This is a genomic window from Pseudomonas fluorescens NCIMB 11764 (assembly GCF_000293885.2).
Taxonomy (GTDB): domain Bacteria; phylum Pseudomonadota; class Gammaproteobacteria; order Pseudomonadales; family Pseudomonadaceae; genus Aquipseudomonas; species Aquipseudomonas fluorescens_B.
In genome coordinates, this window is the sequence record NZ_CP010945.1 from 6,263,429 (window position 1) to 6,284,889 (window position 21,461).

The window sequence follows — 21,461 nt, forward strand, 5'->3', positions numbered from 1 at the left end:
TCTAATGTTGTTGCAAATGCCCATACAGCTTGGCGTACAAACCACCCTCGGCAATCAGTTGCTGATGGTCGCCATCTTCGGCAATCTGCCCGCCGTCGAACACCAGCACTCGGTCGGCCTGCTTCACGGCTGACAAGCGGTGCGCAATGATCAGGGTGGTGCGGTGGCTGAGGAACCGCGCCAATGCCTGGTGCAGGTTGTATTCGGTGGCGGCATCCAGCGCTGAAGTGGCCTCGTCGAGGATCACCACTTTCGGTTCGGCCAGCACCATCCGTGCAATCGCCAGGCGTTGGCGCTGGCCGCCGGACAAGCGCACGCCGGAACGCCCGACGATACTGTCCAGGCCGTTGGGCAATTCCCGAACCGTGTTGTGCAGTTGTGCAATTTCCAGTGCTTGCCAGCAGGCTTCGTCACTGCGCTCACGGCCCATGGTCAGGTTGGCGCGGATGGTGTCGTTGAACAGCGCCGGATGTTGCAGGACCACCGCGACATTCTCGCGAACCGTTTCCAGTCCGATCTCCTGCTGGGTCGAACCACCGAAGCGGATGGTTCCTGCCTGTGGCGTATAAAGACCCAGCAGCAACTGCACCAACGTACTTTTGCCGCCCCCGCTGGCGCCGACAATCGCGACTTTTTCACCGGGAGCGATGGACAGGTTCATCTGGTTCAGCACCAGCTCGTCGCCGTAACCGAAACTCAATCCCGTGACTTCGATACCCACGGTTTCACGACCGTTGAACGGGTCGACCCCGCCCGGGTATTCCGGCTCATCGGCACGGGCCAACAGTTCGTTGATCCGCGACAACGCGCCACCGGCGGCGTAGTAGGCGTATTGCAGATTCAACAGCTGTTCCACCGGACCGATCATGAACCACAGGTAGCTGAACACCGCGAGCATCTGGCCGATGGACAGGTCGGAAAACAACACCGTAAGCATCGCCGCGGCGCGAAAAATATCGATGCCGAACTGGAACAGCAAACCGCTGGCCCGGTTCGAGGCATCGGTTTTCCACTGCGAAGTCACCGCGTAATCACGTACTTCGCGAGCTCTCTGGCCGAGGCGCCCGAGGAAGAAGCCCTGACGGTTGCCAGCGCGCACTTCCTGGATGGAATCGAGGGTTTCGGTGAGCGCCTGGGTGAAGCGCGAGGTGCTGTCGTTCTCGAGTTTCTTCAGGTGTTTGACCCGCTTGCCCAGTAGCACCGTGGCGTAGATCACCAACGGGTTGAACAGCATGATCAGCAGCGCCAGTTTCCAGTGCATCCAGATCAGGATGCTCGCCGTACCGACCAGGGTCAGCATGGCGACGAGGAAACGGCTGAGGGTTTCACCGACGAATTTGTCCACGGTATCCAGGTCAGTGACCAGGTGCGTGGTGACCGTGCCGCTGCCCAGGCTTTCGTACTCGCCCAGCGAGATGCGCTTGAGCCGTTCGATCAGCCTTATGCGGATGCGGTAGACGATGTCTTTGGCCAGTGCCGCAAACAACTTTGCCTGCACCACGTTGAACAGCAAGGCACCACAGCGCAGCAACAAGGTCACCAGCAGCATCAGGCCGATGTACCCCGCCGCTTTCTGCCAGCCTTCGGGCAGCGCGTGGTTCATGATCTTCAGCGCAGAGTCGCCATGCCCCAGCAGCACTTCATCGACCAGCAACGGCAAGAGCAAGGGAATCGGCACGCTGCACAACGTTGCCAGTACGGCCACGCCGTTGGCGATCCACAGGGCTTTCTTGTGATGCAGGGCCAGTCGGCGGATTTCCGCCCAGCTCAGACGGTCGACACGTGTAGCGGTTGCGGTGTCGTCAGGCTGGTCATGCACAGGCAGCGCGCTCCAGCCAGCGGCCGAGCAGCGGTGACAGAACGCTTAGAGGCTGATAGCCATTGGTCAACAACGCCAATTGACCATCACGCTCCGCCAGCAAGGTGGGGAAACCGGCGATGCCGAGGTCCTGCACCCAAGTGAAATCGGCCGCTGTCGCGGCATGTTGATCGGCGCGGTCGAACGCGGCCGCGAACTCGATGCGTGGCAAACCGGCCTGCTCCGCCAGCTCCACCAGTACACTGGCGTGGGTGACATCGCGGCCTTCTGCATAAAACGCATGCTGGATCAGACCGAGCAGTTTCCATGCGCAATCCGGTGCCAGGCTGCGCGCCGTCACCAACGCCCGACAGGCGGGTTCGGTGTCGTACACAAAGCCTTCGGGCAGCGCGCCTTCGGTCTTGAAGGGTTGGCCGGTGGCCTCGGTGACGGCTTGCCAGTGTTCAAGAATGTAGCGCCGGGTGGTCGGCTCCAGCGCCGAACCACTGCCAGTGCGCAAGCCACCCACCACCAAATGCACGTCCACACCCACCGCCTGCGCCTGTTCGACCAGCGCATTGGCCACTGGCGCAAAACCCCAGCACCAGGAACACATCGGGTCCATCACATAGAGCAGGCGGCGAGCAGACATGGTTCAAGCCTCGGAAGGGGTTTGCTTGTAGTTGTAGCCGATCGGGTGCGGCATGTTGCGAGCCTTGGCCAGTTCGATCTGTTTTTGCCGATCGATGGCGCTGCGACGGGTCTTCTCGCTCAGCTTATCCCAGCAATGCGGACAGCTGATGCCAGCCACGTAGTGCTCGGACGCGCGGTCTTCGACACTCACCGGCGTACGACAGGCGTGGCACTGATCGTAGTCGCCTTCGCTCAGGTCATGGCGCACGGTCACGCGGTTATCGAAGACGAAGCAGTCGCCCTGCCACTTGGTTTCTTCCTGCGGCACCTCTTCGAGGTATTTCAGAATGCCGCCCTTGAGGTGATAGACCTCGTCGAAACCCTGGCTGAGCATGTAGCTCGAGGCCTTTTCGCAGCGAATGCCACCGGTGCAGAACATCGCGACTTTCTTGTGCACGGCCGGGTCGAAATTGGCTTTGATGTAATCGGGGAATTCACGAAAGCTGGTGGTCTTCGGATCGATGGCGCCTTCGAAAGTGCCGATCGAGACTTCGTAGTCGTTACGCGTGTCGATCAACAGCACTTCCGGATCGCTGATCAGCGCGTTCCAGTTCTCTGGATCAACGTAGGTGCCGACCTTTTTGTTCGGGTCCACGCCTTCGACGCCGAGGGTGACGATTTCTTTCTTGAGTTTGACTTTGGTGCGATAGAACGGCTGCTCGTCGCAATACGACTCTTTGTGGTCGATGTCGTCCATGCGCGGGTCGTTCTTGAGCCACGCCATCAGCCCGTCGATGCCTTCGCGGCTGCCGGAGACGGTGCCGTTGATGCCTTCTTCGGCGATCAGCAACGTGCCTTTGATGCCGTTGTCGACCATCGCCTGCAGCAGTGGCTCGCGCAGGTCGACGTAATTTTCCAGGGTGACGAACTTATACAGTGCCGCCACGACAATCTGTTGTGTCATGGGTGATTCTCCAGGTGGCTACCCTCGTAAGGGGTGAACCGGATGCGAAAAAAAACGCGCCGGGTAAGCGGCGCGTTGCGGATTCTAGCAAAAACGGTGTGGTTTTAGGACTGCAAGTTGCCTTTGTGGCGAGGGAACTTGCTCTCGCTGGACTGCGAAGCAGTCCCAAAACCTGCAACAGGGTTCTGTCTGAAAGAGTGGAGTCGCCAGCATTACGACTGCTGCGCAGCCGAACGGGAGCAAGCTCCCTCGCCACAACAGCCCTTCTGCGCTTCTGGCCTTCAGGTTTTCAGCCCATCAACCTTTCACATCAATGTTTGCTACCGCCAGCACAGGTCGGCGAGGCCGGGGCCGCGTCGATCTGCGCCCATTCCTCTGGCGTGTAGGTATGCAGCGCCAACGCATGGAACTCGCCCATCAGCTCACCGAGCGTGCCGTAGACTTTCTGGTGACGCTTGACGCGGTTGAGCCCCTCGAACTGCTGGCTGACCACCACGGCCTTGTAATGGGTTTGCAGCCCACGACTGTGCATATGGCTTTCATCCAGCACTTGCAGGTGCTCGGGCTGTAACAGGCCCAGCGTCGATTCGATGCGTTGTTGCATGGTCATACCGGGCTCCGCTTAAGGCTTTTTCTTGACAGCAGGAGCAGCAGCACCGGCTTTAGGGTCCAGCTCGTTGGTCATGTCAGCCAGCAATTTGTTGACCACAGGCACCGCGCTTTCCAGCTTGGCCTGGGTCATCTGGGCCGATTGCTGGGTCAGCTGCGGCATTTTTTCCAGGACTTTCTTGCCCAGTGGCGACTGGTAGAACGCGACCAGGTCCTTGAGCTCGGATTCGCTGAAGTTGGTGGTGTAGAGCTTGACCATGTCCGGCTTCAGCTTTTTCCAGCCAATGGCTGCGTCCAGGGCGGCGTTGGCCTTGGCCTGGTAGGTTTCCAGCAAGGCTTTTTTCGATTCAGGGGCTTTGGTCTGTTCAAAGCGCTGAGCGAACATTTGCTGCACTTGCATGTACACCGGAGTGCCCAATTTGTCAGCGTGCGCCAGGGTCAGGAAAGCTTCGGCACTGGCGTTGTGGCTGGCGGTATCGGCAAAAACAGGGCCGCTGGCGCAAACCAGTGCAACCGCGGTACAGATGGCACGAAGACGAGTCATCGAGTTTCCTTTTCTAGCAGGCGAGGTCAAACCCCAAGGGCATCCATTCTGCGCCTAAAAAAGTGTGTCGCTCAACCCCAAGCCTTGTCGGGCCTGATTTAGAGGGGTTGAATGGTCATAATCCAGACCGATGGAACCACGGCCGGCGATCACGGCCTAAACTGCGCTATCAGACTGACAGGAGTGTGCATGATGAGCCGTATCGAGACCGACAGCCTTGGCGAGGTGGAAGTGCCGGATGAGGCCTACTGGGGTGCTCAGACGCAACGCTCGCTGATTAACTTCGCCATCGGCAACGAGCGTATGCCGCTGGCGGTGCTGCATGGACTGGCGTTGATCAAGAAGGCCGCGGCGCGGGTCAATGACCGCAATGGGGATCTGCCCGCCGACATCGCCCGTCTGATCGAACAGGCCGCCGACGAAGTGCTCGACGGCAGCCACGATGACCAGTTCCCGTTGGTGGTCTGGCAGACCGGCAGCGGCACCCAGAGCAACATGAACGTCAACGAAGTGATCGCCGGGCGCGCCAACGAACTGGCTGGCAACCCGCGAGGCGGCAAGTTGCCGGTGCATCCCAACGATCACGTCAACCGCTCCCAGAGCTCCAACGACTGCTTCCCCACTGCGATGCACATCGCCGCCGTGCAGGCGGTGCAGCACCATTTGCTACCGGCGATCAGCGAGCTGTCGGGAGGTTTGGCCGAGTTGTCCGCACGTCACATGAAACTGGTGAAGACCGGTCGGACGCACATGATGGATGCCACGCCGATCACCTTCGGTCAGGAACTCTCGGCGTTCATCGCGCAACTGGATTACGCCGAACGGGCGATCCGCAGCGCCCTGCCTGCCGTGTGTGAACTGGCCCAGGGCGGCACCGCGGTCGGCACCGGGCTGAATTCACCGCACGGTTTTGGCGAAGCGATCGCCTCCGAGCTGGCCGCGCTCTCCGGTCTGCCGTTTGTCACCGCCCCCAACAAGTTCGCCGCACTGGCGGGCCATGAACCACTGACCACTTTGTCCGGCGCGCTGAAAACCCTGGCCGTGACCCTGATGAAAATCGCCAACGACCTGCGCCTGCTGGGCTCCGGGCCGCGTGCCGGTTTTGCCGAAGTGAAATTGCCGGCCAACGAACCCGGCAGCTCGATCATGCCCGGCAAGGTCAACCCGACCCAGTGCGAAGCGCTGTCGATGCTGGCGTGTCAGGTGCTGGGCAACGACGTTGCCATCGGTTTCGCCGCCAGTCAGGGGCACTTGCAATTGAATGTGTTTAAACCGGTGATCATCCACAACCTGCTGCAATCAATCCGATTGCTGGCCGACGGCTGCAGCAACTTCCAGCAGCATTGCATCGCCGGACTGGAACCGGATGCCGAGAAGATGGCTGAACATCTGGAGCGTGGTTTGATGCTGGTGACGGCGCTGAACCCGCATATCGGGTATGACAAGTCGGCGGAGATTGCCAAGAAAGCCTACGCCGAGGGCCTGACGTTGCGGGAGGCGGCGTTGCAGCTGGGGTACCTGACGGATGAACAGTTTGATGCGTGGGTAAGGCCGGAGAATATGCTGGAGGCCGGGGCGAAGGGTTAAGATTTTGGGCGGCCTTTAGTCAGTCATCGCGAGCAGGCTCGCTCCCACAGTTGACCGAGTACTCCTGTGGGAGCGAGCCTGCTCGCGAAGAACGATGACGCGGATTACCCTGCCGCCATCCGAACCTTCCGGGCCTTGAGCCCCGCAATCAACGACGGCCCCAACGCCACCAGCGCCGATCCCAGCACCACCAGCACCGCCCCGCCATACCCAAGACCATTGATCGTCTCGGCCTGCACATAGTCCGGCCACAACCACGCCGCCGTCGCCACCGCAGCGAACGTCACCAACGGCGTGATCGCCAGCGTCGCACTCACCCGCGAGGCTTCCCAGTGCGCCAGCGCTTCGGCAAACGCGCCATACGCAATCAGCGTGTTCATGCAGCACGCCAGCAACAGCCAGCCCTGCAGCGGAGTCAGTTGCAACGCTTCCAGTGGATGCACCCACGGCGTCAGCAACAGCCCGCAGAACAGATAGATCACCATCATCACCTGCAATGAATTCCACACCGTCAGCAGTTGTTTCTGCCCCAGGGCGTAGAACGTCCAGACCGTGGACGCCAGCAACACCAGCAGCACACCCGCCGTGTAGTCAGTCAACGAGGTGAGCAACTCGGCCAGGCGCTGATTGAAAAACAGCCCGAAACCAATCAGCAACACCACCAGGCCAATCCCCTGCCCCACGCTGAAGCGTTCCTTGAACACAAACAGGCTGGCGATCAGCAACATGATCGGGCCCATCTGCACCACCAGTTGCGCGGTGCCGGGGCTGAGCAGGTTCAGTCCCATCAAATACAACACGTAGTTGCCGACCAGGCCGAGCACCGCCATCAGCACCAGCCAGCCACCGCGCGGCCCGAGCACTTTGCGGCTCGGCAGGCGCCTGGTGGCGGCCAGGTAAATGAACAGGCATCCGCCGGACACCATCAGCCGAAACCAGGTCACCGTGACCGGGTCCATCACCAGCAGCACTTGCTTGAGTTTGATCGGCAGGATTCCCCACAACAACGCGGTCAACAAGGCCAGGAACAGACCGTAAACCCAGCGACCGGATGAAATGTGCATGCGTACCCCAAGGCCAGATGGCAAGAATCGTCATTCTAGGCTCAGCGGCGTCTGGCACACAGGGACAGTTGGCAAGCAGACGCAAATGAAACTGTGCGGGTCGCAGCAATAAATTGGCGATTTGCCGTCGATCGGTTGGCCAGGCGCGGTAAGCGGTTCATGCATAAGCTCATTGGATCCACCAGCCTTCAGGAGACCGCCATGTATGGCATGCGCGCCCAGGACAACGCCCCCGCCACACACTTTCGCAGCGACCGGATGTGTCGGGTAAACGGGGAATTGTATTTCAGCACCCGGGAAAACACGCAAGAGGGGCCGTTTGAAAACCCGGAGGCGGCGGCGCGGGAGATTGAGGCTTATGTCGCGCGGATGCAGCTTTTGAGCGCCAGCCGATAGACCGAGGCGCCTGCATCGCGGGCAAGTCGGAGCGGCGGTACGACGATCCGACTTGCCCACGATGACTATGTAACTGTCCCTACAAATACCAAGGCAATTACCGCACCGCTTCAAACAACCCCGTGGCCCCCATCCCGCCCCCAACGCACATGGTCACAACGCCGTAACGCAAGTTCCGCCGCTGCAATTCCCGCACGAGATGCCCAACCTGACGCGAGCCCGTCATGCCGAACGGGTGGCCGATGGAAATCGACCCACCATTGACGTTGTACTTCTCGTTATCGATTCCCAGCCGGTTGCGGCTGTACAGGCATTGCGACGCGAACGCTTCGTTGAGCTCCCACAGATCAATGTCGGCCACCTGCAACCCCTTGGCCTTGAGCAACTTTGGCACCGAGAACACCGGGCCGATGCCCATTTCATCCGGTTCACACCCTGCCACGGTGAAACCACGGAAGAACGCTTTCGGTTTCAGCCCCAGTTCCAGCGCTTTTTCCAGACTCATCACCAGCGTCATCGAAGCACCGTCGGACAGCTGCGACGAGTTGCCCGCCGTGACCGACCCGTCTTCGGCAAACACCGGTTTCAACCCCGCCAGGCTTTCCAGCGTAGTGTCCGGACGATTGCAGTCGTCACGATCGACGATACCGTCGAGGATCTGCACCTGCCCGGTGGCCTTGTCTTCAACGCGGTACTTCACCGCCATCGGCACAATTTCATCGTCGAACAAACCGGCGGCCTGCGCCTGAGCGGTACGCTGCTGGCTTTGCAGGGCGTACAGGTCCTGTTCTTCGCGGCTGACGTTGTAACGACGGGCGACGATTTCGGCGGTCTGGCCCATGGGGAAGTAGATGCCCGGCACCTGCTCTTTCAGCAGCGGGTTGATCAGGTTGTCGGTGTTGACGCTTTTCATCGTCAGGCTGATGGACTCGACACCACCGGCGACAATGATGTCGCTGCAACCCGAAGCAATCTGGTTGGCCGCAATGGCAATCGCCTGCAAGCCCGACGAGCAGAAGCGGTTGAGGGTCATTCCGGCGGTGCCGGTGCCCAGGCGCGACAGCACAGCGACGTTACGGCCGATGTTGTAGCCCTGGGCACCTTCGTTGGAGCCGGCGCCGACGATGCAATCCTCGACGCTGGCCGGGTCGATGCCCGATCGTGTCAGCAGTGCATTGACGCAATGAGCCGCCATGTCGTCCGGACGGGTCTGGTTGAACTTGCCGCGAAAGGACTTGGCCAGGCCGGTCCGCACGCTGTCGACGATCACCACTTCACGCATGGCATACCTCATTGTTGTTATCGGTTGAGAAGAGTGGACCGAGCATAAGTCCACCCGTGACCGGTCGCGACAATCATTCACCCCGCGTATGCGCAGCCATCGGCTCAAGTCTTCAGCTTTTTCAGCTTTTTCTCATGCTTGTCGGACTTTTCGAACGCCGCTTCCAGCGCCAGGTTGAGCGTGCGCAAAACCTTGACCCGCGCCCAGCGCTTGTCGTTGGCTTCCACCAGCGTCCAAGGTGAAATTTCAGTGCTGGTACGGTCGACCATGTCGCCGACCGCAGCCCGGTAGGCATCCCACTTTTCGCGATTGCGCCAGTCATCTTCGGTGATCTTGAAGCGTTTGAAAGGAATCTGCTCGCGCTCTTCGAAGCGCTCCATTTGCGTTTCTTTATCGATGGCCAGCCAGAACTTGACCACGATCACCCCGGCATCGGCGATCTGCTCTTCGAAGTCGTTGATCTCACTGTAGGCGCGCAGCCAGTCCGCCGGGCTGCAAAAGCCTTCGATGCGCTCCACCAGCACCCGGCCATACCAGGAGCGGTCGAACACGGTGAATTTCGACCGCGCCGGAATATGCCGCCAGAAACGCCACATGTACGGGTGTGCCCGCTCCTCCTCGGTGGGAGCCGCAATCGGCACGATGCTGTATTGCCGGGGATCGAGTGCTGCGGCTACCCGGCGGATCGCCCCGCCCTTGCCGGCTGCGTCGTTGCCTTCGAATACCGCAATCAAGGCGTGGCGGCGCATGAGCTTGTCGCGCATCAATCCCGATAACCGCGCCTGCTCGGTGATCAGCTGCTCTTCGTAATCGTCCTTGTCCAGATGCAGGGACAGGTCGAGGCTGTCGAGCAGGTTGACGTGATCGACGCTGCTGGCCAAGGGCGCGGCACTGACTTTGTCCGGGTGAATCTTCGGTCTTTTCAAGGCACCTTGCAGGCCCTCGAGCAAAATCTTGCCAACCGCCAGGCTTCGATAGCGCGGGTCCATCCCGGCGATGACATGCCACGGTGCATAATCGCGACTGGTGCGGCGCAGAATGCGTTCGCCATACTTGACGAACCTGTCGTAAGTCTCCGATTGCTGCCAGTCCAGCGGGCTGATGCGCCAGCTGTGCAGCGGGTCGTCGGCGAGGGCCTTGAGGCGGTCTTTCATTTGTTTCTTGGAGAGGTGGAACCAGAACTTGAAGATCAGCGCACCTTCATCGCACAACATCTTTTCCAGGCGTTCAGCACCGTTGATGCTTTGATCGAGCCTGGGACTCCTGATCACCCCGTGAACCCGAGCCTGCAACATCTGGCTGTACCAGTTGCCGAAAAAAACCCCCATGCGGCCCTTGGCCGGGAGCATCCGCCAGTAACGCCAGGCCGGTGGCCTCGCCAGTTCTTCGTCGGTCTGCTGATCGAACGTGCGAACTTCGATCAGCCGCGGGTCCATCCACTCATTGAGCAGTTTCACCGTCTCGCCCTTGCCGGCACCTTCGATGCCGTTGATCAGAATGATCACCGGAAAACGCTTTTGCTGCTGAAGTTCGAACTGCGCATCGAGCAGTGCCTCACGCAGAGCCGGCACTTCGGCATCATAGGTTTCTTTGTCGATAACGTGACCGATTTCAGCAGATTCGAACATGGGACGGCTCCTTCCAGGATTGAACAAGACTAGCGGATTGACCTCTGCTGCGTGGCAGAAATCCATCTTTGTTGGCCGAGATGAAAACTGTGGCGAGGGAGCTTGCTCCCTCTGGACGGCGTAGCCGTCCCGACATCAGTAAACGCACACGCAGATCCAGCTTACAGGCGCTTCGCAGCCGAGCGGGAGCAAGCTCCCTCACCACAAAGCGCCCCTCCCGGCCTGGAAGTTTCGCTGATCCAGATCGGCAAGCCTTGCCATGGATCAAGCACGTCGGCGGCGATCGGCTAGAATGGCCGCCTTGCCGTTACCGAGCCTGCCATGAAACCTGTATTGCCCCACGCCCAGCTCGACTGGGACGACCAAGGGCTCCCGCGTTCGCGGGTGTTCGATGACGTGTATTTTTCCGACCTGTCCGGGCTGGACGAAACCCGTTACGTCTTCCTCGAACAGAACGCGCTGCGTGAACGCTTTGCCGCATTGCCGGTGGGCGGGAGATTGGTGATTGGCGAGACCGGCTTTGGTACCGGGCTGAATTTCCTGTGCGCCTGGCAGTTGTTCGAGCAGCACGCGGTGGCCGGTGCGCGATTGCATTTTGTCAGTGTCGAAAAGTACCCGCTGAGCCTGCCCGATCTGCAGCGGGCGCTGGCCTTGTGGCCAGAGCTCAAACCGTTTGCCGATCAACTGTTGGCGCAATACGTGGCAATCCATCAAGGCTTTCAGCGCCTGATTCTGGACCAGGGACGCATTACCCTGACGCTGTTGATCGGCGATGCGCTGGAACAGTTACCGCAACTGGATGCGCAGATTGATGCCTGGTTTCTCGACGGTTTCGCCCCGGCGAAAAACCCCGACATGTGGACCGCCGAACTGTTTGCCGAGCTGGCCCGACTGGCGGCGCCCGGCTCGACGATCAGCACCTTCACCAGCACCGGGTGGGTGCGTCGTCTGTTGAATGCTGCAGGCTTCAAGATGAAGCGCACGCCCGGCATCGGCCACAAATGGGAAATCCTGCGCGGGGTGTTTCTCGGTTGGCCAGAGGAGGCCGCGAAGCCCGCCATGGCGAAACCGTGGTTTGCCCGTCCGGCCTCCTTGACCAGCGAACGTCGTGCCCTGGTGATCGGTGCCGGTCTCGCCGGTTGCGCGACAGCCGCCAGCCTGGCGGCCCGGGGTTGGCAGGTCAGTCTGCTGGAGCGTCATGCAGCACTGGCGCAGGAAGCCTCGGGCAATCCTCAAGGGGTTTTGTACCTCAAGCTGTCCGCACATGGCACCGCGTTGTCGCAATTGATCGTCAGCGGGTTCGGCCACACCCGACGCTTGCTTGAGCATTTGCATCGAGGTCTCGACTGGGACGATTGTGGCGTGCTGCAACTGGCCTTCAACGCCAAGGAAGCCGAGCGTCAGGCGCAATTGGCCGCGGCGTTTCCCGAGGACTTGCTGCACACGCTCGATCAAACGCAGGCCGAAATCCGTGCCGGCATCGCGCTGCAATCGGGTGGCCTGTTCTACCCCGAAGGCGGCTGGGTGCACCCGCCCGCCCTGTGCCAATGGCAAGCTGCGCACCCGAACATACAGATCCTGCCCCATCACGATGTGCTGGAGTTGCGCCGAGTGCAGGGACACTGGCAAGCCCTGGATGGCGAAACCCTGCTGGCCGAAGCCCCGGTGGTGGTACTGGCCGGCGCTGCCGAGATCAAGCGTTTCTCCTACAGCAGCGAGCTGCCACTCAAACGCATTCGCGGGCAAATCACTCGCCTGCCACAGACCTCTGAAAGCCAGGCGCTGAGCACCGTCGTCTGCGCCGAAGGTTACGTCGCGCCGGCTCGTTTGGGTGAACACACCCTCGGCGCCAGTTTTGATTTCAACTCCGACGACCTGACGCCGACCGCTGCCGAACATGCAGGCAATCTGCAGATGCTCGAAGAAATCTCCGTAGACCTGGTCGCTCGGCTCGGCGCGAATGGATTGCAGCCTGAAGCACTTGAAGGGCGCGTAGCGTTTCGCTGCACCAGCCCGGATTACTTGCCGATTGTCGGTCCATTGGCCGACGGCCAGGCGTTCGTCGACGCCTACAGCGCCTTGAGCAAGGATGCCCGGCAAACCCCGGACATCCCTTGTCCATGGCTTGACGGTTTTTACGTCAACAGCGGCCACGGTTCCCGAGGCTTGATCACCGCTCCGTTGTCAGGCGAGTTGCTGGCGGCGTGGCTGGATAACGAACCGTTGCCAGTGCCCAGAGCCGTGGCCGAGGCGTGCCATCCGAACCGGTTTGCCTTGCGCCGATTGATCCGGGGCAAGGCCTGAGGCGCTCAATCCAGCGCAAAGCAAGTCCTTGACTCGTCAGCCATCAAGGCCGCCTCGGTCAGACGCTTCAGCAAAGCAGTCTCGGCTTGCTTCAACTCATCGGCGATGCCGTCAACCTGCGGACGATAGTCCGAGCCCAGCGTCGCCTCATTTTCGAAGGCTGTTTCCATCCGCACGTGAAAGGGTGCCGTCAGGTCGGTGAACTGTTGGCCATGATGCTGTCGCAAAAAGTCGCTCCAGAAGGTGCGGCCGCTGATGTAAGTCGATAGCTCAGGTGAGATTTCTGCGGTGATAACCTTGTTGTAGGCAACCTCCAGATCATTTGCCTTTACGCCACTCAGCGATGCATAACGCATGTGCCGGGGCTGGCCGGTCAGTTCGAGCCGGTCAGCCAGGCCGGTGCGATAAGCCAGCTCCACTTCCACCGCATCGAGCGCCGGATTGGCCTGAGCCTGTTCCCGAGCAATTCTGCCAAGATAATCCAGACGGAACAGGCTTCGCCCCAGTTTCAACAACCGAGCGGCCTGATCATGGGCATTGGCGGACTGTCGAACCACCCTGCCGATCTCGACGGCAACCTCGAGGTTACTGAAGATCGTCGCCGCATCATCAGCGCAATTGGCTTTCACTGCCATCGACAGCAATTGAGTGCATAACGCCGAGTCCGTCCGTGTCGCCTCAATGACACTCCAGACGCGCCGGGTCATGTCTTCGTTCACAAAACGGCTATCCGCCGAGCTCCCGACTTCCGCCAGCAGTTCAAAGAACTCTTTCGCCCGGGGTTCGTTCTTCAGCGCCAGCCATGCACGATTACGACTGGCATAGGTCTCTTCAACCGGTTTTGGCATCCACAGGTCTCGAGCCCTTTGATCATTGAGCACCGCCGTTTCATTCTGCAGCAGCCCCATCCCGATGCCCGTACGGCTCCGATAGGCCTCCAGCGCAGTTCGACTCGTCTCGGATATGGGGTTATGACGCAGGTTGATCGCCAGAGCGAATCGCTGAGGAAGTTGGAACAGCCATTGCGGCAACTCCCTAATCTGATTTCCTCGCAAGTCCACGAAGTCCAGATACGGCAAGCGGGACAGCCCGACAGGCAGTTCCGTCGCGTAAGTATCGCGCAGTAGCAGTTCTTTCAGATCCCGCATTTTGCTGACATCAATCGTGGCTCCCAAGCGATTGCCGCTCAGCCCCAACGTGCGCAAAGTGCGCATATCAGCCAGTTTGCGCAGGGTGTATTCAGTCAGTTGAAGCTGATTACCCTCCAGCCTCAAGTGCTGGAGGTCGGGCATATGCGACAACGCCTCAGGCAATCGTGTGAGTTGATTGCGGTCCAGCTCCAGAGTGACCAGCCCTTTGAACGGCGCGAGGAAATACGCCAGTTCATCACCGGCCTGCATGTCTCTGATTGAAAGGCTGCGCACATGGGCGACATCCGGTTCGGTCAGCGATGGCAATGGACCGACGGGGTTGCACTCCAGCACGAGCGATGTAGAAGGCTGATTTCGCAGTTCTACCCGGCGCCAGCAGTGTTCGATGGCTTCGGCCACCTGACGACGGCCGGCGCGGATATCGTCGATCTGCCCCGGTAACTTCTTCATTTGCACTTCATCGTCACGCCAGGTGTGCAACACGCCGAGCAGTTTTTTCAGTTGCTGCTGCAGCTCCTTGATTCGATTCACCCGCTGCATCTGGGTGCTGCCGGCGTTGTCGAGAAACGACGAAACCTGGGCATCCGTGAACAGTGGATAGAGCTTTCTGACTTTACGGATCAAGCCTCTGGCATAAGTGCCCGCAGCGGGGGGATCGGCCTGGACACAGGCAAAAAGGTGCTTGGGTGTTTCACTGATTTCCCCCCGTAACACCCGCGCGGTACGTGCCGGATCGCCGGCGGCGGCCCTCAACAGCCGAGATCGTAGCGTCGGGACATCCAGCGTATCGTCGTCGGTGAGACGGGTACGGGCGCTGTCAGGCAAGGCATCCACTATCGATGGAAGCAGCGTCTCGCTCGTCAGCGTGGAAGACACATTGCCGTTGGTTTGGGTGACCTGATACCCGGTGGATGTCTTGACAATCACCCCGCGCGACAGGGCTTCCACTTCGCCCACGCTGTCCAGCAAGGTGCCGGTCACTGAGCCCTGTCGCACTTCCAGTCGGCAGCTGTCATCCCAGCCTTGCACCCTGTCCATCAACCCGAGCGTCAGTCTGTCGGTGTCGGCATTGGCCAGGTGCGGGAGATGCAACCCGGTGAGCGCACGGTCCTGCCTGATCAGCGCCTGTGCCTCACTGACCTGCCGAGCGAGATCCATTCCAAGGATTTTGCGCTCACGCAGAAAACGGCGATCCCTGCCAGAAGCGTTATCCAGCAATTCCTGTCGCACGCGGACAGGAAGGTCCGCGGCGTGTTCGCCCAGCGTCGCAACGTCACCGGTGGCGGTGCCGTCCCACGATTTATAGAGCCACTGAAACAGCGGCTGGCGATTGCTCTTGAGCGTTGTCGCGATCTTCTTTGCCAGCAGCTGCGATTTCGATTCAGTCGTCGTGCGACCAACGATGCGCTCCACTTCTGCCGGATAGAGGCCACTGATGACGGTATCGAGCAATTTCCCCGAGTCCAGATCCGACTGAAGGACGTGCACGCTGCTCACGTCATCATCGTGAGGGGCGGTTTCGGGGAAACGCGAGACGACCTGGTCCGCCCCGTCGTGGACTTCAATGAAGCGATCGGCCGGCCAGCCGGGCAGCCTCGGCAGTGTATGCAGTTGCTCCTGAATGAAGGCCTTGTTCGCGGTCTCTCCCCGTTCCATTGCCGCGACCATCGCGGTGATGCGCCGGTCAATCCTGAAGCGCTCGACACAATCATTCAGTCGCTGCGGTAGCTTGAGGTTGCTTTCATGGAGCAGGTGCAACGTGTCAGGCGTCATGTCGGTGATGCGGGCAATCGCTTCCAGATCAGTGCTGAGATCGCCGAGGCGCGGATCCGTGCGCCCCAGCGCGTAAGCACCGTCGCGCCACTCGTGCGCATGCTCATAGGCATGCCGCCAGCCACCTTCCACACTTCGCTCGACGGCAGGCGCAAACGCGTCAGTGCGCACAGGATGATTGAGGGTCCATGCCGACCCTGCGGCGTTACGGGTGGTGCGATAGGGTGTTCCTGCCATGACGATCGACGTCCGTCCGCCATGTCGGTAAAGCCCTTGCGAATCAGGCTGCATGTCGCCTGGCAACGCTGTGGTCTGTTTATAGGGTTCGAGGTCGGGTTTCCATAACCTTGCTTTGCCATCAGCGCGAGTGATGGCTTCGAAACCGTCGAAAAATGCCTCCTGCTCTTTCGCGCCCTTGCCCATTGCTGTCGCGATGATTTTTCCGCCGACGGCAAACGCTGCCAACTGCGCGACGTTTTCCACAACACTCAGCAAATGGGACAGCGCCTGGGCCCGTTCGCCGTGCGTCCAGTCCTCCACACCTTCATAGACCTCACTGACGATGTCGACGACTGCCGCAGCCAGCATGAATTGGCCGATCACCGGGACGAAAAAAGCAGCTACGTTCAACAGCAGAAGCCCCCCATCGAGCACTGCCTGAATGGTTGTTTCCCGCTGTTGTTCATCGACATCTTCAGTCGGCACGGCAAGCACTCGTGCGTCTTTTTGCGTGGTACTGACAAAAGTACTGAAGAAAAAATCGCCAAGGCAGGTATCGGCCGGAGCGGCAGTGAGCGGGCCCAAGGTCTTGCCCTTGTCAAACTGGCTAAAAAACCCGGTTTTATCGTGTCCGTGCAGGTACTGCTCGGCGAAAGACTTCCGGTAGCGTCTGCTTTGCAAATGGAGGGTCAGGTAGACCTTGAATTCATCCAGCGAGGCGTATTCATACAGCGGTCGTCTGGGCTCGTTCGGCATATAAACCACACACCGGGCCTTCGGCTCGGTATCGATGGAGACTTTGGTAAATACCAGTGCCCCACAGATGCAGGCGTCATGAATCATCAAGCCCTGCCAATGCACCGGCCCGCCATCAAACAGCGCGCCTCTGGTTTGAGCAGCCGGGAGATCCTGATCGATCACACTCAGCAGCATCGTGTAGACCGCGGGCGTGATGTTCTTTTTCAGGGAGGCCATGTGGAGGGCGACTTGCATGTCCAACACCTTCAACCGCCGTATGTCCGCCGCGGAGGCCTGATCATCGACAGGCACACCACGTGCGAGTCTGGGCGGCAATGCCAGGACCTGCTTGATATGGCGCTGATAGCGGGCGCCAAGGTCGAGTTCACGACAGAGTGCAGCGAACTTTTCAGGGGTTGCTTCAGCCCCTGATTGCGCCTGTCTATTGATTCGTACGACCGAGTGCGGAATGCCGCCGCTCGCCGCCTCCGCAGAAGTGAAGTTTTCCATGGCCGCCTGGAGCAGGCTGCGTGAGGTGGTCGTTTCTTTATTCTTGCCACCAAGGACCGGGAGCACACCCGTTGAGGTGTAGATTATTTTGGTGATGTCCAGCGTGTCGCGCTCGACGTCGAAATCGATCGTCCATTTGCCCTTGAGAAACCCGGTCAGTTGCTCTTTGCAGAACTCGTCCAGCGGCTTGAGTTTTTTGAGCACCTCCATGACCTTGCCTTGGGCAGCAAATGACTGCTCGAACGCAGCCTTCAGCGCCTGCACTTCATTCAGATCCGCCGTCGCCAGCCATTGTGGGATAGACGCCTGCAGCACTTGCGCCTTGTCCAGGTCGCCTGTGTGCTCCAACAACGCTTCGAGACGCTGTGCCGATGTCATGGGCACCGCCACGGGGGCGGTTTTGGAAGTCGTAGCCAGCATGAGCAATATCCTTATTGCGTTGAGAGGCCTTCAGTCTATGAAGCTCGACAGGCATTTGATAATTCGAATACCGGGTCGAATGAGCGTGCATCCCAACAGCAACTTCTATGCATCACTTCAATAATTACCACCACAGCAATGCGCATTTCTGCCAGGGCTGTCGTTCCCAGCCACAGATGCTTATTACTTATCGATCTAAAACTCCCACCATCCCAGCGGGTCAGTTTCTGAGTACCCGTCGTTTTGGCCGGGTATCGATTGACCCTCCCCAACGGAAAAACCGGTAAGGACTTTATGTGCGGATTAGCTGGCGAGTTACGCTTTGATCATCAACCTGCGGACCTTGCAGCCGTTGAACGAATCACCCATCACCTGGCACCTCGCGGCCCTGACGCGTGGGGCTTTCACAGCCAGGGGCCGATTGCCCTGGGCCATCGTCGCCTGAAAATCATGGACCTGTCGGACGGCTCGGCGCAGCCGATGGTCGACAATCAACTGGGCCTGTCCCTGGCCTTCAACGGCGCGATCTACAACTTTCCGGAACTGCGCACCGAGCTCGAAAGCCTCGGTTACGCCTTCTACTCCGGCGGCGACACCGAAGTGCTGCTCAAGGGCTATCACGCCTGGGGCGAAGCGCTGTTGCCCAAGCTCAATGGCATGTTCGCCTTCGCCATCTGGGAGCGCGACGCCAAGCGCCTGTTCATCGCCCGTGACCGTCTCGGCGTGAAGCCGCTGTACCTGTCGCGCACCGGCCAACGCCTGCGCTTCGCTTCCGCTTTGCCGGCATTGCTCAAGGGCGGCGACATCAACCCGATCCTCGATCCGGTGGCGCTCAATCATTACCTGAACTTCCACGCGGTGGTCCCGGCGCCGCGCACCTTGCTGGCCGGCATTGAAAAGCTGCCACCGGCCACCTGGATGCGCATCGAAGCGGATGGCCGTACCGAGCAGAAAACCTGGTGGACCCTGCCCTACGGCCCACGCGCCGATGAAATGAACCTGACCCTCGAAGACTGGCGCGACCGTGTCCTCGACAGCACCCGCGACGCCGTGGCGATCCGTCAACGGGCGGCGGTGGATGTCGGCGTGCTGCTGTCGGGCGGTGTCGACTCGAGCATGTTGGTCGGTCTGTTGCGTGAAGTCGGCGTGGAAAACCTCTCGACCTTCTCCATCGGTTTCCAGGATGCCGGCGGCGAACGCGGTGACGAGTTCCAGTATTCGGACCTCATCGCCAAACACTACAACACGCAGCACCATCAACTGCGCATTGACGAAAAAGAGATCATCGAGCAACTGCCGGCGGCATTCCGCGCCATGAGCGAGCCGATGGTCAGCCATGACTGCATTGCGTTTTACCTGCTGTCCCGCGAAGTGGCCAAGCACTGCAAAGTGGTGCAAAGCGGCCAGGGTGCCGACGAACTGTTTGCCGGTTATCACTGGTATCCGCAGGTCGATGGTGCGGCCGATCCGTATGCGGCATACCGCGAGGCGTTTTTCGACCGCAGCTACGAGGACTATGCCGCCACCGTACAGCCGAAATGGCTGACCGCGAATGACGCCGCCGGCGACTTTGTGAAGGAGCATTTCGCACAACCTGGCGCCGATGCGGCGGTGGATAAAGCGTTGCGTCTGGACAGCACGGTGATGCTGGTGGACGACCCGGTCAAACGTGTCGACAACATGACCATGGCCTGGGGCCTGGAGGCGCGCACGCCGTTTCTCGACTATCGCCTGGTGGAGTTGTCAGCGCGGGTGCCGGGCAAATTCAAACTGCCGGACGGCGGCAAGCAAGTGCTGAAAGAAGCCGCACGACTGGTGATTCCAAGCGAAGTCATTGACCGCAAGAAAGGTTACTTCCCGGTGCCGGGCCTCAAGCATCTGCAAGGCGACACGCTGAACTGGGTGCGCGAATTGCTGCTGGATCCAAGCCAGGATCGCGGCCTGTTCAACCCGGCGATGCTGGACCGCCTGCTAACCGATCCACAAGGCCAGTTGACCCCTTTGCGCGGCTCCAAGCTGTGGCAATTGGCGGCACTGAACCTGTGGCTCAGTGAACAAGGAATCTGATCGATGAAACCTCACGCCACGGCGTACAGCCAACGCCTGTTGCGCGGTCAGGCGCCCTCGTACGAACGCTTGCAGGCGCGCCTGGCCGAAGACGGCAGTGAACTGGGCGCCGCACCGATTGCCGTGCATTGCGGCTGGGGCCGGTTGCTGATCGGCCATACATTCCCCGATCCGTCGAGCCTCGCCCAGGAATTGCTCAATGAGCAGCCGGGCGAGCGAGACATCGCCCTGTATGTCGCCGCCCCCCAGCAAGTACTAGGGCTCGAGCCGGCACAGTTGTTTCTTGATCCGTCGGATACCTTGCGCTTGTGGTTCAGCGATTACCGTCAGGCAACCCGCGTGTTCCGCGGTTTTCGCATTCGTCGCGCACAAAGCGATGCGGACTGGCAGGCGATCAATCAGTTGTATCAGGCCCGCGGTATGTTGCCGATCGATGCCAGCCTGCTGACTCCGCGTCATTTGGGCGGCCCGGTGTATTGGCTTGCCGAAGACGAGGACAGCGGCGCGATCATCGGCAGCGTCATGGGCCTCAATCATCACAAGGCATTCAACGATCCGGAAAACGGCAGCAGCCTCTGGTGCCTGGCGGTCGATCCGCACTGTTCGCGACCCGGCGTCGGTGAAGTGTTGGTGCGGCATTTGATCGAACACTTCATGAGCCGTGGACTGAGTTACCTCGATCTCTCAGTGCTGCATGACAACCGCCAGGCGAAAAGTCTTTACGCCAAACTCGGCTTTCGCAACCTGTCGACCTTTGCGATCAAGCGCAAGAACGGGATCAATCAGCCTTTGTTCCTGGGCCCTGGTCCAGAAGCCGCGTTCAATCCTTATGCGCGAATCATCGTTGATGAAGCCCATCGGCGCGGCATCGAAGTCCAGGTCGATGATGCCGAATCGGGCCTGTTCACTCTGATCCATGGCAGTCGGCGGGTCCGTTGCCGTGAGTCACTGAGCGACCTGACCAGCGCCATCAGCATGACGTTGTGCCAGGACAAGAGCCTGACCCACAAGGTCTTGAAAAATGCCGGCCTGAACCTGCCGGCGCAACTGCTTGCAGGCAACGCCGACGACAATCTGGCATTTCTCGACGAGCACGAACGGGTCGTGGTCAAACCGCTGGATGGCGAGCAGGGTCAAGGGGTGGCGGTGGATTTGCGGACCATTGAAGAGGTTCAGCAAGCCATCGAATCCGCCCGCCAGTTCGACAGCCGCGTGTTGCTGGAAAGCTTCCACGAAGGCCTCGACCTGCGGATTCTGGTCATCGGTTTTGAAGTGGTCGCCGCGGCGATTCGCCGGCCGGCGGAAGTGGTGGGCGATGGGCAGCACTCCATCGGCGCGCTGATCGAAGCCCAGAGTCGCAGACGTCAGGCGGCCACCAGCGGTGAAAGCAAAATCCCGCTGGACCACGAAACCGAACGCACTGTGCAGACAGCGGGTTACGACTACACCAGCATTCTGCCGGCGGGCGAACATTTGTTTGTACGGCGTACGGCCAATCTTCATACCGGCGGTGTGCTTGAAGATGTCACGGCGATCCTGCATCCGACACTGGTGGATGCAGCCGTGCGCGCGGCGCGAGCGCTGGACATTCCGATGGTCGGGCTCGACCTGATGGTGCTCGCGGCGGATCAAGCGCAATACGTGTTTATCGAAGCCAATGAACGCGCCGGGCTGGCCAACCATGAGCCGCAGCCGACGGCCGAGCGGTTTGTGGATTTGTTGTTTCCGCACAGTCAGCCAGCCATTTCCTAATCATGTGTTATCTGGGCTGACG

The 21,461-nt window shown here is 60.1% G+C and carries 14 protein-coding genes; 5 read left to right on the forward strand and 9 right to left on the reverse strand.

The features are described from left to right. Position 1: 1 nt before the first annotated feature. The 5 genes from B723_RS28435 to B723_RS28455 all read right to left on the reverse strand — a co-directional run bounded on the left by B723_RS28435 (position 2) and on the right by B723_RS28455 (position 4,548). Positions 2-1,819: an ABC transporter ATP-binding protein gene (locus B723_RS28435; RefSeq protein ID WP_017340052.1), complete on the reverse strand. Its 1,818-nt coding sequence runs from the start codon at positions 1,817-1,819 to the stop codon at positions 2-4. Next, positions 1,812-2,450, reverse strand: a complete 639-nt coding sequence (locus tag B723_RS28440) for a DsbA family protein (RefSeq protein WP_017340053.1) — start codon at positions 2,448-2,450, stop codon at positions 1,812-1,814. Before B723_RS28440 ends, B723_RS28435 begins: the two co-directional genes overlap by 8 nt. 3 nt (positions 2,451-2,453) lie before the next feature. Next, positions 2,454-3,395 carry a rhodanese-related sulfurtransferase gene (locus tag B723_RS28445; RefSeq protein ID WP_017340054.1) on the reverse strand — a complete coding sequence of 314 codons (942 nt, stop codon included), beginning with the start codon at positions 3,393-3,395 and terminating at the stop codon, positions 2,454-2,456. Positions 3,396-3,705: 310 nt separating this feature from the next. Continuing rightward, positions 3,706-4,005 (reverse strand): BolA family protein, encoded by a 300-nt coding sequence (locus tag B723_RS28450; protein ID WP_017340055.1) that lies wholly within the window; start codon positions 4,003-4,005, stop codon positions 3,706-3,708. Positions 4,006-4,017: 12 nt separating this feature from the next. After that, complete coding sequence (locus B723_RS28455) at positions 4,018-4,548, reverse strand: DUF2059 domain-containing protein (RefSeq protein ID WP_017340056.1); 531 nt, start codon at positions 4,546-4,548, stop codon at positions 4,018-4,020. A gap of 192 nt (positions 4,549-4,740) precedes the next feature. Between B723_RS28455 and B723_RS28460 the strand changes: the two genes are divergently transcribed. Continuing rightward, positions 4,741-6,135, forward strand: coding sequence for a class II fumarate hydratase (locus B723_RS28460; RefSeq protein ID WP_031319059.1), 1,395 nt, complete (start codon positions 4,741-4,743; stop codon positions 6,133-6,135). A 104-nt stretch (positions 6,136-6,239) separates the two neighbouring features. On the opposite strand, the gene B723_RS28465 is transcribed toward B723_RS28460, so the two are convergent. Beyond that, the gene (locus B723_RS28465) at positions 6,240-7,199 is read right to left on the reverse strand and encodes a DMT family transporter (RefSeq protein ID WP_017340058.1); all 960 of its coding nucleotides are present in this window, start codon (positions 7,197-7,199) and stop codon (positions 6,240-6,242) included. A 201-nt stretch (positions 7,200-7,400) separates the two neighbouring features. On the opposite strand from B723_RS28465, the gene B723_RS28470 reads away from it, so the two are divergent. Further along, positions 7,401-7,595, forward strand: a complete 195-nt coding sequence (locus tag B723_RS28470; RefSeq protein ID WP_017340059.1) for a DUF6316 family protein — start codon at positions 7,401-7,403, stop codon at positions 7,593-7,595. A gap of 97 nt (positions 7,596-7,692) precedes the next feature. Here B723_RS28470 and B723_RS28475 read toward each other — a convergent pair whose 3' ends face one another. After that, complete coding sequence (locus tag B723_RS28475) at positions 7,693-8,877, reverse strand: thiolase family protein (RefSeq protein ID WP_017340060.1); 1,185 nt, start codon at positions 8,875-8,877, stop codon at positions 7,693-7,695. Positions 8,878-8,981: 104 nt separating this feature from the next. Beyond that, the gene (gene pap, locus B723_RS28480; protein ID WP_017340061.1) at positions 8,982-10,505 is read right to left on the reverse strand and encodes a polyphosphate:AMP phosphotransferase; all 1,524 of its coding nucleotides are present in this window, start codon (positions 10,503-10,505) and stop codon (positions 8,982-8,984) included. 321 nt (positions 10,506-10,826) lie between these two features. On the opposite strand from pap, the gene mnmC reads away from it, so the two are divergent. After that, positions 10,827-12,809: a bifunctional tRNA (5-methylaminomethyl-2-thiouridine)(34)-methyltransferase MnmD/FAD-dependent 5-carboxymethylaminomethyl-2-thiouridine(34) oxidoreductase MnmC gene (gene mnmC, locus B723_RS28485; RefSeq protein ID WP_017340062.1), complete on the forward strand. Its 1,983-nt coding sequence runs from the start codon at positions 10,827-10,829 to the stop codon at positions 12,807-12,809. Between the two features lie 5 nt (positions 12,810-12,814). Here mnmC and B723_RS28490 read toward each other — a convergent pair whose 3' ends face one another. Next, the gene (locus B723_RS28490; protein ID WP_238588302.1) at positions 12,815-17,464 is read right to left on the reverse strand and encodes an NEL-type E3 ubiquitin ligase domain-containing protein; all 4,650 of its coding nucleotides are present in this window, start codon (positions 17,462-17,464) and stop codon (positions 12,815-12,817) included. A gap of 450 nt (positions 17,465-17,914) precedes the next feature. On the opposite strand from B723_RS28490, the gene B723_RS28495 reads away from it, so the two are divergent. Together B723_RS28495 and ngg are read left to right on the forward strand one after the other, a co-directional pair. Continuing rightward, positions 17,915-19,687, forward strand: coding sequence for an N-acetylglutaminylglutamine amidotransferase (locus tag B723_RS28495; RefSeq protein ID WP_017340064.1), 1,773 nt, complete (start codon positions 17,915-17,917; stop codon positions 19,685-19,687). Between the two features lie 3 nt (positions 19,688-19,690). After that, positions 19,691-21,439, forward strand: a complete 1,749-nt coding sequence (ngg, locus tag B723_RS28500; RefSeq protein WP_017340065.1) for an N-acetylglutaminylglutamine synthetase — start codon at positions 19,691-19,693, stop codon at positions 21,437-21,439. Positions 21,440-21,461 lie beyond the last annotated feature (22 nt).

Bases quoted from the DNA above. Each gene is read 5' to 3' on its own strand.
- B723_RS28440 (WP_017340053.1), bottom strand. From the start codon at position 2,450: ATGTCTGCTCGCCGCCTGCTCTATGTGATGGACCCGATGTGTTCCTGG.
- B723_RS28445 (WP_017340054.1), bottom strand. From the start codon at position 3,395: ATGACACAACAGATTGTCGTGGCGGCACTGTATAAGTTCGTCACCCTG.
- B723_RS28450 (WP_017340055.1), bottom strand. From the start codon at position 4,005: ATGACCATGCAACAACGCATCGAATCGACGCTGGGCCTGTTACAGCCC.
- B723_RS28455 (WP_017340056.1), bottom strand. From the start codon at position 4,548: ATGACTCGTCTTCGTGCCATCTGTACCGCGGTTGCACTGGTTTGCGCC.
- B723_RS28460 (WP_031319059.1), top strand. From the start codon at position 4,741: ATGAGCCGTATCGAGACCGACAGCCTTGGCGAGGTGGAAGTGCCGGAT.
- B723_RS28465 (WP_017340058.1), bottom strand. From the start codon at position 7,199: ATGCACATTTCATCCGGTCGCTGGGTTTACGGTCTGTTCCTGGCCTTG.
- B723_RS28470 (WP_017340059.1), top strand. From the start codon at position 7,401: ATGTATGGCATGCGCGCCCAGGACAACGCCCCCGCCACACACTTTCGC.
- B723_RS28475 (WP_017340060.1), bottom strand. From the start codon at position 8,877: ATGCGTGAAGTGGTGATCGTCGACAGCGTGCGGACCGGCCTGGCCAAG.
- pap (WP_017340061.1), bottom strand. From the start codon at position 10,505: ATGTTCGAATCTGCTGAAATCGGTCACGTTATCGACAAAGAAACCTAT.
- mnmC (WP_017340062.1), top strand. From the start codon at position 10,827: ATGAAACCTGTATTGCCCCACGCCCAGCTCGACTGGGACGACCAAGGG.
- B723_RS28495 (WP_017340064.1), top strand. From the start codon at position 17,915: ATGTGCGGATTAGCTGGCGAGTTACGCTTTGATCATCAACCTGCGGAC.
- ngg (WP_017340065.1), top strand. From the start codon at position 19,691: ATGAAACCTCACGCCACGGCGTACAGCCAACGCCTGTTGCGCGGTCAG.